Annotated in this window: 13 protein-coding genes and 1 rRNA gene; 8 read left to right on the top strand and 6 right to left on the bottom strand. The window is 58.7% G+C overall.

The genetic code is table 11. From position 1 onward, the window contains the following. Window positions 1-46: 46 nt before the first annotated feature. Genes ACLD1Y_RS19650 through ACLD1Y_RS19635 form a run of 4 tightly spaced genes read right to left on the bottom strand, consistent with a single transcriptional unit; the run spans window position 47 to window position 3,693 of the window. Window positions 47-895, bottom strand: coding sequence for an ABC transporter permease (locus ACLD1Y_RS19650; protein WP_105698297.1), 849 nt, complete (start codon window positions 893-895; stop codon window positions 47-49). An 11-nt stretch (window positions 896-906) separates the two neighbouring features. Beyond that, window positions 907-1,758, bottom strand: a complete 852-nt coding sequence (locus tag ACLD1Y_RS19645; RefSeq protein WP_429479492.1) for an ABC transporter ATP-binding protein — start codon at window positions 1,756-1,758, stop codon at window positions 907-909. Window position 1,759: 1 nt separating this feature from the next. Then, window positions 1,760-2,785, bottom strand: a complete 1,026-nt coding sequence (locus ACLD1Y_RS19640) for an ABC transporter substrate-binding protein (protein WP_429479491.1) — start codon at window positions 2,783-2,785, stop codon at window positions 1,760-1,762. Between the two features lie 14 nt (window positions 2,786-2,799). Beyond that, a complete protein-coding gene (locus ACLD1Y_RS19635) occupies window positions 2,800-3,693 on the bottom strand; it encodes a TauD/TfdA dioxygenase family protein (protein ID WP_429479489.1) in 894 nt (297 codons plus the stop codon). Window positions 3,694-3,937: 244 nt separating this feature from the next. Between ACLD1Y_RS19635 and ACLD1Y_RS19630 the strand changes: the two genes are divergently transcribed. The 5 genes from ACLD1Y_RS19630 to ACLD1Y_RS19610 all read left to right on the top strand — a co-directional run bounded on the left by ACLD1Y_RS19630 (window position 3,938) and on the right by ACLD1Y_RS19610 (window position 10,534). Continuing rightward, window positions 3,938-4,648 (top strand): GntR family transcriptional regulator, encoded by a 711-nt coding sequence (locus tag ACLD1Y_RS19630; protein ID WP_429479488.1) that lies wholly within the window; start codon window positions 3,938-3,940, stop codon window positions 4,646-4,648. Window positions 4,649-4,981: 333 nt separating this feature from the next. Further along, window positions 4,982-5,740, top strand: coding sequence for a DUF3050 domain-containing protein (locus ACLD1Y_RS19625; protein WP_429479487.1), 759 nt, complete (start codon window positions 4,982-4,984; stop codon window positions 5,738-5,740). Next, window positions 5,737-6,684 (top strand): diiron oxygenase, encoded by a 948-nt coding sequence (locus ACLD1Y_RS19620; RefSeq protein ID WP_429479486.1) that lies wholly within the window; start codon window positions 5,737-5,739, stop codon window positions 6,682-6,684. The genes ACLD1Y_RS19625 and ACLD1Y_RS19620 overlap by 4 nt, the downstream gene beginning before the upstream one ends. Beyond that, window positions 6,681-10,058: an amino acid adenylation domain-containing protein gene (locus tag ACLD1Y_RS19615; RefSeq protein WP_429479485.1), complete on the top strand. Its 3,378-nt coding sequence runs from the start codon at window positions 6,681-6,683 to the stop codon at window positions 10,056-10,058. The genes ACLD1Y_RS19620 and ACLD1Y_RS19615 overlap by 4 nt, the downstream gene beginning before the upstream one ends. A 17-nt stretch (window positions 10,059-10,075) precedes the next feature. Then, on the top strand, window positions 10,076-10,534 hold the full coding sequence (locus ACLD1Y_RS19610; RefSeq protein ID WP_429479483.1) for an SRPBCC family protein: 459 nt from the start codon (window positions 10,076-10,078) through the stop codon (window positions 10,532-10,534). 45 nt (window positions 10,535-10,579) lie between these two features. Here the strand turns inward: ACLD1Y_RS19610 and ACLD1Y_RS19605 are convergent, their stop codons facing one another. After that, complete coding sequence (locus ACLD1Y_RS19605; RefSeq protein ID WP_429479482.1) at window positions 10,580-12,460, bottom strand: methyl-accepting chemotaxis protein; 1,881 nt, start codon at window positions 12,458-12,460, stop codon at window positions 10,580-10,582. Window positions 12,461-12,741: 281 nt separating this feature from the next. On the opposite strand from ACLD1Y_RS19605, the gene ACLD1Y_RS19600 reads away from it, so the two are divergent. The 3 genes from ACLD1Y_RS19600 to ACLD1Y_RS19590 all read left to right on the top strand — a co-directional run bounded on the left by ACLD1Y_RS19600 (window position 12,742) and on the right by ACLD1Y_RS19590 (window position 16,815). After that, a complete protein-coding gene (locus tag ACLD1Y_RS19600) occupies window positions 12,742-13,257 on the top strand; it encodes a sigma-70 family RNA polymerase sigma factor (protein WP_429479481.1) in 516 nt (171 codons plus the stop codon). Next, window positions 13,254-14,237, top strand: coding sequence for a FecR domain-containing protein (locus ACLD1Y_RS19595; RefSeq protein WP_429479480.1), 984 nt, complete (start codon window positions 13,254-13,256; stop codon window positions 14,235-14,237). Before ACLD1Y_RS19600 ends, ACLD1Y_RS19595 begins: the two co-directional genes overlap by 4 nt. Window positions 14,238-14,328: 91 nt before the next feature. Continuing rightward, window positions 14,329-16,815, top strand: coding sequence for a TonB-dependent siderophore receptor (locus ACLD1Y_RS19590; RefSeq protein ID WP_429479479.1), 2,487 nt, complete (start codon window positions 14,329-14,331; stop codon window positions 16,813-16,815). A 162-nt stretch (window positions 16,816-16,977) separates the two neighbouring features. Here the strand turns inward: ACLD1Y_RS19590 and rrf are convergent. Beyond that, window positions 16,978-17,093: ribosomal RNA gene (gene rrf, locus ACLD1Y_RS19585) — 5S ribosomal RNA — on the bottom strand. Window positions 17,094-17,260 lie beyond the last annotated feature (167 nt).

Genomic DNA, 17,260 nt, shown 5'->3' with positions numbered 1-17,260 from the left:
ACTCGTTATCAGTGGAGAGTGAATTTGGCGCAATCGTAACAGGTGATTAGCGCTGCATGCCCCAGCGCTTCACGGTCAGCCGCTCGAAGGTGTCAAACACCAGGTTCTCCACCAACAGGCCGATCAGGATCACCACAGCCAGCCCGGCAAATACCTTGTCGGTGTACAGCTCGTTGCGGTTCTGGAAGATGTACCAGCCCAGGCCGCCCTTGCCGCTGGTTGCACCGAAGACCAGTTCGGCAGCGATCAGTGTGCGCCAGGCAAACGCCCAGCCAATCTTGAGGCCGGCGAGAATCGACGGCAGTGCTGCCGGGATCAGGATGAACAGCACAAAGCGCATGCCCTTGAGGCCGTAGTTGCGACCGGCCATGCGCAGGGTTTCGGACACGCCCAGAAAGCCTGAATAGGTATTGAGCGCCAACGCCCACAGCACCGAATGCACCAGTACGAAAATCAGGCTGTTCTGCCCCAGGCCGAACCACAGCAGCGCCAGTGGCAGCAAGGCGATGGCGGGCAATGGGTTGAACATCGAGGTCAACGTGCTGAGCAGATCACGGCCCAGTTGGGTCGACACCGCCAGGGTGGTCAGGGCAAATGCCAGCACGATGCCGATCAGGTAGCCCTTGATCAGCACCACCAGCGAGATGCTCACCTTGCTTAGCAATTCACCGCTGAGTAGGCCGTCGTAGAGCGCGTGGAAAGTCTGCAAGAAACTCGGCAGCAGCAGGTCATTGTTCTGGTAGCGTGCGACGGCTTCCCAGAGGATCGCGAGCACGATCAGGATCAAGCCCTTGCGCAGCCAGCCTTGTTGCCACAGGCGTTGGCGCAGGGGCAGCTCGCGTTCCACGGGCACGCTGAGCAGCGGTTCGAGTTGTATTTCGTATTCCTGGCGCATGGAGTGTCCCCTTAATACGCGATGCGGATGTCGGCAAAACCCAGTTCGGGTTCCGCTTCGGTGGCTTCATCGAACAACAAGCGATGAATCCGCCGCGCCGAGGCTTGGAACGCCACACCGCCGAGGCTGTGCAGATCGTATTGATGGCTGTGGATTTCGGCACGCACGCGCCCCGGATGGGGCGACAGCAACAGGATGCGATTGCCCACCACCAGCGCTTCTTCGATGGAATGGGTGACGAACAGCAGGGTGAAGCGCACTTCTTCCCACAGCAGCAGCAACTCTTCCTGCATCTTGCGCCGGGTCAGGGCGTCGAGGGCGGCGAAAGGCTCGTCCATCAGCAGGATTTTCGGTTGCATGGCCAGGGCGCGGGCGATGGCTACGCGGGCTTTCATGCCGCCGGAAAGGGTATGGGGGTAGGCGTCGGCAAAGGCGCTCAAACCCACCTTGTCGAGGTAGTGCAGCGCACGTTCTTCGGCTTCGCGGCGCTTGAGGGTTTTGGAGGCCAGCAGCGGGAACATCACGTTCTGTTTAACGGTTTTCCACGGCGGCAGCTGGTCGAACTCCTGGAACACCACGATGCGGTCCGGGCCCGGTTGCTCGACCTTTTGCCCGAGCAGACGGATCTCGCCTTCGCAGGGTTTGATAAACCCGGCGATGGACTTGAGCAAGGTGGACTTACCGCAGCCCGACGGGCCGAGCAGCACGTAGCGGTCGGCAGGGTCGATTTCGAAACTGACCTGGTGAGTGGCCCGCACCACGCGCTCAGGGGTGCGGTATTCCAGGCTGACTTGATCCACCGCCAGCAACGGGGCGGCGGTGTGCAGGTTGCTGGCCTCGTGGCCTTGCAAAGGGGCGTTCATCTTAACTTCCTTGCAGGGGCTTGGCGTCTTGGAAGAAGTAGTCCTTCCACGATTGCGGCTTGTTCTTGATGGCGCCGACGCGGTAGAGGAACTCCGCCAGCGGGTAGGTGTTTTTCGGCGTGACGCTGAATTCGAACTGCGGGTTGTCGATGATTTTCAGCAGCGCGGCGCGGTCGATCTTGGCCTTGGTCACGCGGATGTAGGTGTCGGCAGCCGCGCCTTTGTCGTTCTGGGCAAACTGGGCCGCTTCGGTCAGGGCTTCGACGAACGCCTTGTAGGTTTTTGGGTTGTCGTTGCGGAATTTTTCGGTGGCGAACAGCACGGTGGGTGAGTTCGGGCCGAACAGGTCGTAGGTGTTGAGCACCACGTGCACGTTGGGATTGGCCAGGGCCTGGTCCTGGAACGGCGGGTTGGAAAAGTGCCCGGTCAGTTCGGTGCCGCCAGCGATCAGCGCAGCGGTGGCGTCGGGGTGTGGGACGGCCACGGTGTACTTGTCGAGGCGGTTGAATTCCTTGTCGCCCCACTGCTTGGCGGCGGCGTATTGCAGGAAGCGCGACTGTACGGACACGCCAACGGCCGGTACGGCGATGCGGTCCTGGTCGGTGAAATCGGCGATGGTCTTGACCTTCGGATTGTTGCTCACCAGGTAGTACGGGAAGTTACCCAAGGACGCCACGGCCTTGACGTTCTGCTTGCCGTGGGTGCGGTCCCAGATGGTCAGCAGTGGGCCGGTGCCGGCGCCGGCGATATCGATGGAGCCGGACAGCAGTGCGTCGTTGACCGCTGCGCCACCGGACAATTGGGTCCAGTCGACCTTGATGTCAATGCCTTCCTGCTTGCCGTATTTTTCGATCAGGTTCTGGTCGCGCACCACGTTAAGCAACAGGTAGACGATGCCGAACTGCTCGGCGATGCGGATCTGGCCTTCGGCATGGGCGACGGCCGGTGCAGCAAGGCTGCCCGCCAGCAGGCTGACGCCCAGGCCAACGGTGGCAGCCAAGCGCGCGAATGGGATTTTCCTGGACATGGTCATGCTCCGAATCAGAAAGGCGCGTCGCCCTGGATGGTGGTGCGAAAGAGTTTGCGGCGCAGGTGGCTCGGGCAACCGGCGGCCAGGTGGATCAGTGAGCGGTTGTCCCAGAACACCAGGTCGTGGGGCTGCCATGTGTGGCGATAGATGTTGTGCGGCAACACGCTGTGGGCGTAGAGCTGGGCCAGCAGGTCGCGGCTTTCGTCTTCCGGCAGGCCGACGATACGGGTGGTGAACCCTTCGCTGACGAACAGCGCTTTGCGGCCGTTTTCCGGGTGGGTGCGCACCACCGGGTGTACCACTTCGGCCACTTGCGCGAGTTGCTCGGGGGTCAGCGTGGGGCGCCAGTTGCCTTCGAATTTGGTCTCGCTGTAACGCGCGGTGTAGGAATGCGCGGCGCTGCGACCTTCGACGGCTTTGCGCAGGTGCTCGGGGAGTTGGTCCCAGGCTTTGTGCATGTCGGCGAACAGCGTGTCACCGCCTTCGGACGGCAACTCCTGGGCGTGCAGCATCGAGCCCAGGCTCGGCAGTTCTTTGTAGGACAGGTCCGAGTGCCAGAACTTGCCCGCATCGCCCAGGCCGATGGATTGGCCGTTTTCAATGATGTTGGAAACGATCAGGATTTCGGGGTGGTTGGCCAGCAGGAACTGCTTGAGTACGTGGATCTGCAACACGCCGAAGCGGCGGCTGAAGGCGATTTGTTGTTCGGGGGTGATGCGTTGGTCGCGAAACACCACCACGTGGTGGTCCAGGTGCGCGCGGTGGATGCGGGCGAAGTCTTCGTCGTTGACTGGTCGAGACAAGTCCAGGCCGATGATCTCGGCGCCGACGCTGCCGGGCAGTGGGCGAATCTCAAACGCTTGGGCGGTGGGGGTCGCTGTTGGAACAGTAGAGGTGGCGGACATGAGGTCACTCCCGGTCAGACAGGGTAGTGACTTTATAGGTATAAGAACTTCATTTTAAATACCGATAGTGAATATCGATAGACGTGAATGTAAGACACTGGAAAAACGCTATGTGGGCATCAGAACCGCCTTGTTGAACCGCTTACAAGCCGAAACCGTGCCCGTTTGACAAGCTTAGGGGCAGCCTCTAGTGTGCATTGGATCCAATTAGCCACCCCATACCAATAAGGAGGATAGCGTAACCGTGACGCAGAAGCCGAACCCTTTGAACAGCATCAAGATCAGCGGTCCTATTCCCGCCCATCTTGCTCGCTCCGTGATTGAAGAAACCTTGCGCAATGCCATCCTTGACGGCCGATTGCCCTGCGGTACGGCCATGCGCCAACAGGAATTGGCCAGCCTGTTCGGTGTCAGCCGTATGCCGGTGCGTGAAGCGCTGCGCCAGTTGGAAGCCCAGTCACTGTTGCATGTGGTGACACACAAGGGCGCCGTGGTTGCACCACTGATAGAAGACAACTCGGCCGAGACCTACGCATTGCGCATGCTGCTGGAGTCCGAGGCGCTGCGCTTGTCGATTCCCTTGCTCACCGAAGCCGATATCGCCGAAGCGGATGCCCTGATCTGTGCCCTGGAGCAGGAAAAAGACTACAGCGAAATTGGCCGCCTCAACCGCCTGTTTCACATGGCGCTCTACGGCAAGGCCCCGAACCAACGGCTGCTCAAATTGGTGGAGCACGGCCTGAACGAGGAGGAGCGCTTTCTGCGGTTCAACCTTGAGGCCATGGGGTTGGGCGAGACGTCCCAGGAAGATCACCGCGAGCTGCTCAACCTGGTGGCGCAAAAGAAAACCGAGGAAAGCATCCTGACATTGCGTAATCACTTGATGCGCGGCATGGAAGTGATCACCACCTACCTCAAGGGTTTAGAGGCAGGCGCCAAGAAAGACACGCAATAGAGGCTTCTCTAACCCTCCTGCCGTTAAACGCCAAGGGGCACTCTACCCATCGGGTAGTGCCCCGCGCCGAAGAAACTTCCCACTTACAACACAGCTACTTCCTGACATTTAATATTATTTAGCAAAACATCTAACACATTCATATGCTCGCCAAACTGTTTAACCCGCTTATTATCTTTTATTACTAAACCAGACACTTTACTCGAAGGCGCCGTATCACACCCGTGAGCGGCATTGCATACCCGCGCCGGTTTACACCCACTTATTTCTTGCCGACCACAAACAGCTCATCGCTATTTGCGCAGCAGACGTAACAACTTACAGGCATCAACCATGCACCAACCATTACTTGAAACAGCAAAACTACAGTTATGCAGCCACTCGTTATTTTCTGAAATAACTTCACTCCATAAGTTACAACTTTTTATGCAAAGCCATGTGTTTGCAGTGTGGGACTTCATGACCCTCACCAAGCGCCTGCAACAAGACCTGACGTGCACTCGCCTGCCCTGGCTGCCACCTGCCGACCCACACGCGGCACGCCTGATCAACGAGATCGTGCTGGGCGAAGAATCCGATGAGCATCCCAGGCATGGCTATTGCAGCCACTTCGAACTGTACCTGGAGGCCATGACGGAGGTGGGCGCCGACACATCGCCGATCCAGCGTTTTATCACGTTGCAACGCCAAGGCATGGATGCCATTGCCGCCTTGAACGCAATCGAGGTGCTTCCTGGCGTGGCGGGCTTTGTCAGGGACACGCTGCACCTTGCGTCCAACGCTCCCACCCACTGCGTGGCGGCAGCCTTTCTGCACGGTCGTGAACGTGTCATCCCGGCGATGTTCGAGCGCATCCTGCAGTCGGATGAGTTCGTTCATCGCCAGGCGCCACTCTTCTGCAGCTATCTCAGGCGCCACATCGAGCTGGACGCCGAGGATCATGCCCCGGCCGCTGAGCAGTTGCTAGAACGCCTGGTCAGCGCCGATCCGACCTATCCACAACAAGCCAACGCTGCCGCCCTCGCTGCCGTCGAAAGCCGCATTGCGTTCCTGGACGAGGTACAGGCCTCGCTGCGGGAGGTGTGCCCATGAATATCGCCGACTACCCCACCATTGCCGATGACTGGGAGCGCCGTGCGACCATCCGCACCCGCCCCCGCCGCTTGCTGGAGAACGATGACAAGCTGATCTACCCACTCTGTCGCCAGCCCCTGGTGCTCAGCGCGACCTTTCTTGAACACTGCCCACTGTGGCGCGACTTCGTGCTGGTGCAAAGCTTCTATAAATTCATCAACGACGTGGTGATTTTCGAAACCGAGATCGTCGACAAAACCGCACGCAGCATTGCCAAGAATCGCTTCGCGGTGCCCTTCCCGTTGGCCTGCCGAATTGACGCAATGACGGTCGTGGTCGACGAGGACTATCACGCGCTGGTCGCGCTGGACTTCTTGCAACAAACCGTCGCCATGACCGGCATACAACCGCTGGACCTGCCCGTACACATTGAGTTGAGCCGTGCGCTGCCGGCGGCAAAGGCACAGGCGCCAGCCCACCTGCACGATGCCATCGAGCTGATTGGCGTGGCCATCGCCGAAAATACCGTGACCCACGATGTGGCGGCGTTCTCCAAGGACAACAGCATCAAGGCTTCCATCCGCGGCTTGATGGCCGACCACCTGTTTGACGAAGGGCGCCACGCGCAATTCTGGACACGACTGGTGCGCCTGTATTGGCAAGATGCAAGCCCAACCGACCGCGACAGCATCGCCCACGTGCTGCCGACGTTCCTGGCGCACTACCTGACGAACGACCTGCAAAAAGACTTCGACCTGCGCCTTATCGAACACCTGGACGTCAGCGCCCGTTTGCGCAGCGCATTGCGTGATGAGGTCCTGGCGCTGGCGTTTCCCATCACCCACCGGCACCCGTTGATGGGCAACATCCTGGGCTTCCTGCAACACAGCGGCCTGCTGAACACCGCAAGCGTGGCCCAAGCGTTGAGCGACTACTTGCCGGTATCCGGGAGGGCGGCATGAGGCGCCTGACCCTCGGATGGTCCGGCACCAGCAACGCCTTGCAGGCCATCAGACAAGAGGTGGAACAGTACGGGCATGTCTCAGGTGATAAGGACATTGACCTGTGGATTGATGACGGTAACCCGTCACCGAATCTCCCTGCGGATCGAACCCCGGTGCTCAGCCTTCGCCTGGGTGTTGGCCCGACAGCCCACAGCGGGCTGCCAGCACTGCAACTGCGCGCTTATGGGGCTGGAGAGCGGTTATTGGCCGTACTGGATATTGCCGATGAGCCCAGCGGCAACGGCCAGCGGCTGCGTCATCAGGTGACGAATACGCTGGTGGAATGGGCCGCGTTGCATGTCAGCGGGTTCTCACGTGACACCCAGTATTTTTCAGGGAGTGCGGTCGCCAATGACGGGGTGGAACAGAGCTTGGACGGGCTTGAGGCGCTGGCATTCATCCATCGTTTCAACCGTACCGCAAACGCTGCGGTGATGCAGGAGGCCCAGGTACCGGTAATAGAGCGGCTGCAGGCCAGCCTTCACACCTTCGCCGATCGGCCGGCGCTGAATATCGGCGGCAGTTCAGTGACCTACCGCCAACTGCACATCCGCGCCCTGGCGATCCAACGGCGGTTGCGCCCCTTGCTGGAGACCACGCAGACGCCATCGGTAGTCGGGGTGTGCCTGGAAAAATCCACCGAGCTGTACGCCAGCATGCTTGCAGTGATGGGCTGCGGGGCCGTGTATTTACCGCTGGGCCGGGACCTACCGTCTCAACGCCATCAGGTCATGCTCGAAAGCGCCCAGGCTTGTGTGTTGCTGGACGATGGCCACCATCCGTTGCGCGAGCGTTTCACGTCACTGAATGTTGGCGAGGCTGCCCAATGGGGCGCCGACCTCTCGTACCCGTTGGTACTTCGTCGCTTCGAGCCCGACACTCCCTGCATGATGTTCTCGACATCGGGCACCACCGGCCACCCCAAGGGGGTATTGCTCAGCCAGGGTAACCTGGCGCACTTCACGGCGTGGTTCAGGTCCCGCATGAACCTGGATGAACAAAGCCGCGTCCTGCAGTTTTCACCGCTGGGCTTCGACTCGTGCCTGATCGATATCTTCCCTTCCCTGATTGCAGGCGCCGAGTTGATCGTCCCTGGCACAGAGCAACGACGCGACCCCCAGCAATTGCTTTGCCTGCTTCGCCAGCAGCGCATCACCCACGCCTTCCTGCCTCCCGCGCTGCTCAACATCCTGCCCCTTGATCAACCGTTGGGCCTGATGCACTTACTGACCGGCGGCGATGCCTGCGAGCCCCACGTCATTGAGCGCCTGGCGGGGCAATGCCAGTTTCACAACCTCTACGGCCCCACAGAGGCCACGGTGCTGGTGACCCATCGGACGTTTCAGCCCGCAGACAACCACCGCAACATCGGCCAGCCTATCGCCAACAGCCAGGTGCTGATCCTTGATGACAACCTGCAACCGGTGGATGAACAGGTAATGGGCGAGGTGTATATCGTCGGCCCGGGAGTAAGCCTGGGGTATGTGAATACGCCGCAACAGTCGGCCGATTCGTTCGTGGAACTGGCCATGCCTGGAGGCCAGGCCCTGCGGGCGTATCGCAGTGGTGACCTGGCACAGTGGACTGCCGACGGGATCGTATTGGGCGGGCGCCGCGATGATCAGGTGAAGATCCGTGGCTTTAGGGTCGAGCCCCAGGAAATCGAGGAGTGTTTGCGCAACAGCCGGCTGTATCGCCAAGTGGCAGTAGTGATCGACCCTGACAGCAGGGTCCGCGGCTATGTCGCCCAGCCCGAACCAGGCGCTTCGATAAGCGCCTTGCAGCAGCACGTACAGCAGTGGTTGCCAGACTATATGCAGCCCGGTTATTGGGGCGAGCTTCCGAACATGCCGCACTCGTGCAACGGCAAAGTCGACCGGCAGGCACTCTTGGCGCTGCCATTTGGGCCGCCTGTGCCGTCAGCGCGCAACGCCGCACACACGGCCGTTCAAATGCAGTTGACCCGTTTGTGGAGCGAACTGTTGGCGTTACCCGTGGAGCAGATGTGTATCGACAGAGGCTTTTTCGATCTTGGCGGCCACTCGATTTTACTGTCGACTTTGTTACTGCGTGTTCGCGAGCAATTCGGCCGCAGTTTTGCGCTGAGCCACTTTATCGAAACCCCGACGATTCGCACGCTTGCAACACTCTTGGAGGAACGCGAACGTCCCGAAGCGCTCTTCAGCCAGGCGGTCAGGGATGCCCAGCAGGGGTGGGTGATCGACATGTTGCCCGAGGACTGCGCGGGCGACCCGCACAAAGTGATCGTGACGGGGGCCAATAGCTTTGTCGGTGTGCATATCGTCGAGGCGCTGCTGGCCGGCGGTACAACCGAGGTAGCGTGCCTGGTGCGCGAGGAGCCGGGGCTGGCGGCGATGACGCGGTTCACCCAGGCGCTGCGTGAGTACCGTCTGGAGCATCTGGACCTGACCCGGGTGCGGGTCTACGCGGCCGATATCAGCCGGCCTCGACTGGGCTTGGCCAACGCCGTGTATGACGCCCTGGCCAACGACTTTGGTGTGCTGGTACACAACGCCGCGCGGGTGAATCACGTGATGGACTACGCCTTGCTGGCCCGTGACAACGTCGACCCGCTCCTCGAATGCCTGCGCCTGTGTGAAACCGGCAGCAAGAAGGTCCTGAATTTTGTTTCGACGCTGTCGGCTTCGAGCAGCACCGACACCTTGGGCCATGTGCTCGAAGCGCCCGCCGCACCCACGCTGCCGCTGTACCTCAAGAACGGCTACAACCTGTCCAAGTGGGTCGCCGAGCGGCAGTTGGGCCATGCCGTGAAGCGCGGGGCCTGGGTGAATATCCATCGCCCCGGCAATATCAGTTTCAACAGCCACAACGGTATCTGCCAGCCGCAAAAAAATCGCCTGATGCTGATGCTCAAAGGGTCACTGCAATTGGGCTTGCTACCTCGGCTCGAACTGAACTTCGATCTGATGCCAGTGGACTTCCTGGCTCGCTTCATCGCCTTCCAATGCACCCGCTTTCAGCCCGATCACTGGGTGTTCAACCTGCATAACCCACGGCCCTTGAGCTGGGAGCAGTACCTGGATGCGTTCAGCCAGGCCGGCCACGTATTCGACCGAGTGAGCGTTGCGCAATGGCAACAGGCGCTGCACAGGGTAGGCGAGGAAAACGCTCTGTTTGGCGTGCTCGGGTTCTACCTGGGGCGTCTGGACGAAGACATCGGCGATACCTCAATGATCCGTCATGACAACGCGCGCCAGGGTGTATTGCTGATGGGCGAACGCTACCCCCAAAAAGACCCGGCGCTGCTGCGCAAAGGCTGCAACTACCTCAAGGCCATCGGCTTTCTCTGAACGCTTCAGGACAACTCATGAAACCGCTGCATCCCGATACGTTGATTCGCAACCCCAATGGTCTGCCGATAGTGGCGTCTGTCGTGCTCGACTGCCAGGCTGCTCGCCTGTGGAGCCTGGTGGGCAAATTTGAAGGCTTTGATGCGTTCATTCCCGCCCTGACACATATCGAAATGACGGGCACCGGTGTGGGCGCCTTGCGCACAAAATTTTTCCGCGATGGCAACTGTGTAGTGGAGCAACTCAATAGCCGGGACGAACAGGCCATGCACATGACCTGGACCATGATCTACAACACACTGGGCATCGCCAGGTTGTGGGCGGCGATTCAGGTACAAGCGCTCGGAACGGAGTGCTCCAGGGTGACATGGACGATCATTGCCGAACCTATGGATACCGCGCAGGCCGGGTTTGAAGCGTTTGTACAAGCCTTCATCGACAGCGCCCTGAAGAATGCGCGGCAACTGCTTGGCTAAGTGGCAGGCGCGAAGCCACTCGCGCCTGCACGCTTAATCAACGGATCAAATTTTGAAACTATCGACCAATTGCTTCAAGCGATTAGCCTGCTGCGACAGTGCATCGCAGTCTTTCAGGGTTTCGTTGAGGTTGGCCACGCCCTGCTGGTTCAACAGGTTGATCTGGTTGATGTCCACGTTGAGTGTTTCGACTACCGCCGTCTGCTCTTCGGTGGCGGCGGCAACGGACTGGTTCATACCGTCGATCTCGACGATGCGTTGAGTCACGCTGACCAGGCGCTCACCGGCCTGGTTGGCAACCTGGACGCTTTCTTCGCTGGAGGTCTGGCTGGCATTCATGGTGGTCACTGCCTCGCGCGAGCCCACTTGCAGCGAAGTGATCATCTTGTGGATCTCTTCGGCGGACTCCTGGGTGCGGTGAGCCAGGTTGCGCACCTCATCGGCGACCACTGCGAACCCACGCCCGGCCTCGCCGGCACGGGCCGCTTCGATCGCAGCGTTGAGCGCCAACAGGTTGGTTTGCTGGGAGATGCCTTTGATCACATCAAGAATGTGACCGATGTTGTCGGTGCTGGCATTCAGGGTTTCGATCTGGGTGCAAGACAGGCTGATCTTCTGCGACAGCGCCGACATGGCCAGGATGGTTTGCTCCACCACTTTGCGCCCATCGTCAGCCTGTTCACTGGCGCCGCTGGCGTGCTGTGACGCATCGGCAGCGTTACGTGCGATTTCCTGGGTGGCGGCACCCAGTTCGTTGATGGCTGCAGCCACGCTGTTGGTGCGCGCACTTTGTTCGTCAGAGCCAATGATCGAGGCATTCGACGAAGCCATCACGCGCTGGGACAGGTCATGTACATGCCGGGTTGCAGAAGACACTTCAGAAATGGAAGCGTGGATGCGCTCTACGAACTGATTGAATGCACTGCCGACTTCGCCGAACTCATCCTTGCTGGTAACGGCCAGGCGACGGGTCAGGTCGCCTTCGCCCTGGGCAATGTCTTGCATGGCAACGCCCATGGTGGTCAGCGGACGCAGCAACACTTGGATCAGCACGCTCAGGAGGACGGCAATCGCGACCACTGCAATCAGCATGGCTATCAGCGCAGAAGTGCGGAACTTACCCAGCGGTGCGTAGGCCTTGTCTTTATCAATCGACAGGCCGATGTACCAATCTGCGCCAGGCAAACCGCTGATCGGGGTGAAAGACAGGATGCGATCCTGACCATTGAGGACGACGTCCTGGTTGATCTTCTCGATGCGGACCGGGGTGCCTGGGTAGATGTCCTTGAGGTTTTTCATCACCTGATCCTGGTCAGGGCTGACGATGACCTGGCCATCGCCGCTGACCAAGAACGCATGGCCGATACCGCCAAAGTCCACGGAGTTGATGATCTTCACCAGGGTTTGCAGGCTCAGGTCACCACCGACCACACCGAGCAATTCGCCGTTCTTTTTCACCGGCATGGCGATGGTCACGATTTGCCCGCCGACTGCGGCCATGTAAGGCGGCGTCAACATGGGTTTGTCAGCGGCCACAGCTTGCTTATACCAAGGGCGTTGGCGAGGGTCGTAACCGTCGGGCATTTTCGCGTCTGGGCGCTGGGTGAACACGCCGTTGGTTTGCCCGACATAGGTGAACTGAAAGTTCGAGGTAAACGCAGGCTGATCGACCAGCCCTGGGAGGTCTGCGCCACTGCCCTGATGGGCAACGTTTTGCGTGAGGCTTTCGAGTACCAGAATTCGGCCACTGAGCCAGTTCTGCACACTACTGGCCGTTAGTTCACCGGACTGTTGGATCGACGACTCCAGATTTTGCTTGATGGTGCTGCGTTGCAGGTAGTCGTTGTAAAGCGTGAATAACGCGAAGGCTAGAACCACGACGCCTGACGCGGCCAACAGAATTTTATGACTGAACTTTAGATTCATTTCATCGACTTCTTTTTGCCAAAAGGGGGGTTAGCGTGCCGAGTGGAACGTCCCATGTTTGGGTATAGGCAGCTTCTTTGGCCGCTCTATTTCGGTGCACGCATGGCTCGTCAGGCTTTCGGCCAAGCCAAGGCAAAACTGAGCGATTTGTAGGATTCATCCTTGTTTTATGTAGGAAACCGACCAGCGGTTGTCGTACAAGGATGAGAGTTGCAAAAAATTCCTGCCTACCAAACAATGCGACTAATTATCATTTGTGACTTTTGGCCAGGTTTGCGTGAATGCCATCTTCTGAATACATCCTGGGTGAAAGCGCTGTACAGACGCTGTATCTCACCCATCACAACTGGCTTAACACGTGGCTACGCAGCCGCCTGGGCAACGCCTGTGATGCGGCAGACCTGGCGCAAGACACCTTTGTGCGTTTGCTGCAAAAAACCGAGCGCTTTGAACTCAAGGCTCCTCGGGCTTTTTTGCGCACCATTGCCCGCGGGTTGGTGATCGATCACTGGCGCCGTGAAGAAATCGAACGAGCGTACTTCGAATCCATCGCCCATTTGCCCGAAGCGTTGGCACCGAGCGCGGAGGCACGTGCGCTTGTACTGGAATTGCTGGAAGGCATCGCCCGCCTTCTGGAAGGATTGAAGCCCAAGGTACGTAGGGCATTTCTGTTGGCTCAGTGCGATGGGCTGACGTACAAGCAAATCGCAGAGCAAATGAACGTGTCGTTGCGCACGGTGGAGCGCTACGTCGCCGAGGCGCTCTATCACTGCTATGTCCTGCGGTATGAGACATGACGTCGATGGGTAACGCCGCACGGCCCGGGCCAGATCCCCAAGTGGTGAAGCAGGCCATCAGTTGGGCGCTGCGCCTGCGCAATAACCGCAGCAATGTGCGTCTGCATGCGCAATGCGAGCAATGGCGTGAAGCTCATCAGGATCACGAGTTGGCCTGGCAACGTGTACAAGCGCTGCAACAGGAGTTGAGCAGTCAGCTCACCTCGATCCCAGGGGCGCATAGGGCGCTGGAGACCAGCGCGCAGGGGTTGGGAAGGCGTCAGGCGCTGAAAATGTTGTCCGGCGTGCTGATAGCAAGCTCGGCAGCCTGGGTAAGCCGGGACCTGACAGGTTGGCAGCGTTGGACGTCCGACCTCGCAACAGCTACCGGCGAACGGCGCAGCATTCAATTGCCGGATGGCACGCGCTTGCAACTGAATACCGACAGTGCAGTAGACCTGGACTTCAACCCGCAGCAGCGCCTGATCAAGCTTGTGCGCGGGGAAATCCTGGTGACCTGCGGTACTTCAACGTCAGCCCCTTTGCTGGTTCAAACACGCCATGGTTTGCTCGAAGGCATTGATGGGCGTTTTTCCGTGCGCCAGGACGCAGAGTGCACATTACTGAGTGTAGTGAGTGGCAACGTAGCCATTCATTCACCCCATCAGGCAGATGGGCTTTCGACCCAGGTTCATGCAGGGGAAAGCTACCTTGTGCGTCAGACCGAAGTGGTCCCTGCTCCGCCCATCAACATGGATGTGGGTGCCTGGGCTGATGGGCTGATCGTTACTCGGGGTATGCGCCTTGCAGACTTTCTTGCCGAAGTCGGGCGCTATCGCCATGGCTATCTGGGATGTTCCTCGGAGATCGCCGACTTACGGCTTTCGGGGGTTTTCCGCCTGGAAGATACCGATAAGTTGCTGGCGGTCCTGCCGCAAACGCTGCCGGTTCAACTGCGCTATCGCACCCGCTGGTGGGTGAGCCTGGAACGCGCCGTTTAATTTCCGGTTTTTTTGGCGGCTTTTTTCCGTGAGTCCGGCTTAGACAGTAAGCCATTCACTCTGCCTTCACCGGCCTCTACGGATCTTGATCATGACTGTGCGTTTTTTCCACGACTCTTCCCACCCACTATTGAGAAAAGCCATACGGGCTGCATTGCTATCGACAGCGATGGGCATTGGCATGGTGCCGCTCACTGGCACGGCTGCCGAAACAAGCCCCGAGCAGGCCCATCAGCGTTACCAGATCCCGGCCGGCCCTTTGAGTGAGACCCTCAATCAATTTGCCCGACAGGCAGGCATCACCCTTTCCAGCACACCCGCGCAAACGCAGGGCAGGCAATCGGATGGGCTGCACGGTGAATACTCGGTCGTGCACGGTTTGAGTCATTTGTTGGTCGGCTCAGGATTACAGGCGGTTTCCGAGGACGGCGTCAGTTTCGTCTTGCTGGCGCTGCCGGAAAGTAATGCACTTACCCTACCCACGACTGACATCAAGGGCTTTGCCTTGGGCAATGCGCTGGGCAGCATGGACGGCTACAACGCGACGCACAGCCAGATCGCCACCAAGACCAGTACGGCTCTGCTGGAAACCTCGCAGACGGTCTCCGTGGTAACGCGCGAACAAATGGACGACCAGGGCTCTCAGACCGTTGCCCAGGCCATGCGCTACACGCCAGGGGTGCTGACCAACCCCTACGGCGCAACGCATCGCTATGACTATGTGGCGATGCGCGGCTTCAATGATGGTTCAGTGGATAACATCTACTTGGACGGGCTGAAGTCCATGGGGGACAGCGGCACCTACAGTACGATGCAAGTTGATCCGTATTTCCTGGAGCGCGTGGATATTCTCAAGGGGCCCTCTTCGGTGCTGTATGGGCGTAGTTCACCGGGCGGCTTGGTTGCGCTCACCAGCAAAAAGGCGTTGTTCGAGCCCTATCATCAGATCCAAGCGACTGTGGGGACCAACGGGCAGCGAGGAATGGGTTTTGACTTCAGCGGGCCTGTGGATGACGACAAGCGTATTGCCTATCGCCTCACAGGGCTGGCGGATAAATCCGATACTCAATTCGACCATGCCAAAGAAAAACGCTACGCCCTGGCGCCTACCCTAAGTATCGACTTCACCGAAGACACCTCACTGACCCTGCAAGCCTATCTGCAGCATGACCCTGATGGTGGCTATCACGGCGGCATGCCGGCGGATGGCGCATTGCATCAGCGCAATGGTCAGCGGATCTCCAGTCATTTCTTTGAAGGTGAGCCAGGCGTTGATGGTTACAAGCGGGATCAGCAGTCGTTTGGTTACCAGTTTGAGCACCGCTTTAATGATGTCTTCACCGCACGGCAGAACTTTCGTTACCTGGACTCAAAGGTGAAGCTCGACCAGGTGTATGCCTATGGCTGGACCACACCGACCAGTAACGAGCTCAATCGCTATTACTCGGGAGGTGATGAAAAACTGCATGCGTTCATCATCGACAATGTGCTGCAAGCTGAGTTTTTTACGGGTGCGACCAAACATACGTTGCTGATGGGCGCCGATTATCAGCGACGTAAGACGGTGGTGGACTGGACGAACGGGGCGTTGCAGCCGATCAACGCATTCAACCCGGTCTACGGTAATTCCGCTATCACCTACGGCAGTCCCACCAGCTATCTGCGCCGTCTGGAACAGACCGGGGTTTATCTGCAAGACCTGATCGAACTGGATAAATGGCGATTTTCCCTTGGGGTACGCCAAGATTGGGTAGAGACATCAGATGAAAATCGAATCGCGGAGGCGAGCCGGCCGGTAGGCACTGAGATCAGTGATAGACGGACCAAGCTCACTGGGCGGGCAGGCGCGTTGTATCTGTTTGATAACGGACTCGCGCCTTATGTGAGTTACTCGGAATCCTTCAATCCCAACTCTTATTCAGACAGCGCGGGCAACCCACTGGCCCCTACTGATGGGACGCAATGGGAAGTAGGGGTGAAGTACCAACCACCGGGGACCGACAACCTGTTTACCGCGTCATGGTTTCGTATCGACCAGGAAAACCTGGCAACCAAACTACCGCAGGAGAACTTCTATCGCGCGGTGGGCGCCGTCCGCTCTCAGGGCCTGGAGCTGGAAGCGCATATGCAGTTGACCGACAACCTCAAACTCTTGGGCAGCTATACGCTTACCGATATCGAGTATTCCAAGTCCATGGTGAGCACTTTGAGCACCCCCGACAATTTGATCGAAAACAAGGGAAACTCCCCGACGCAGGCGCCTCGGCATATGGCCTCTGTGTGGGCAGATTACCAGTTTGATAACGGCGCCCTGGACGGGTTGAGGCTGGGCGGCGGCGTTCGATACGTGGGCTACAGCTGGGCGGATGCGGAGAACACACTGAAGGTGCCGTCTTATACCTTGCTCGATGCCTCGTTAGGGTATGACTTGGGTAAGGTTGGGCTGAAAGGGATGGACGTAAGGCTTAATGCCAACAACCTGGCCAATGAGACGTATGTGGCGTCTTGTGCCAGTCTCAACTTTTGCTATCTGGGGGAAGAACGTAACGTGAGCGCGACGGTGAGCTACCAGTTCTGATCTATTGTTCAAGACAAGCCAGTGTCTGCTGTCAGGCGCTGGCTTTTTTGTGACTGTCGCAAAGTGATACGTTGAATGCTCCCGAGGTTCACCGGGGCGTTACGCTGCCTCTAAACGACAAAACCCCTGTCTGCGTTAGCAGACAGGGGTTTCGGAATTTAATCTTGACGATGACCTACTCTCACATGGGGAAACCCCACACTACCATCGGCGATGCATCGTTTCACTGCTGAGTTCGGGATGGGATCAGGTGGTTCCAATGCTCTATGGTCGTCAAGAAATTCTGTGTACCGGCACGTTGCGCTAGCAACGTGCCGATGAAATTCATGGACTTCTACATAAACAAAACCCCTGACTGCGTTAGCAATCAGGGGTTTTGGAATTTAATCTTGACGATGACCTACTCTCACATGGGGAAACCCCACACTACCATCGGCGATGCATC

The sequence above is a fragment of the Pseudomonas sp. 18175 genome (genome assembly GCF_050432925.1).
Classification (GTDB): Bacteria; Pseudomonadota; Gammaproteobacteria; order Pseudomonadales; family Pseudomonadaceae; genus Aquipseudomonas.
Note: the sequence above shows the minus strand (reverse complement) of the source record. Positions and strands in the feature narration are given on the sequence as shown.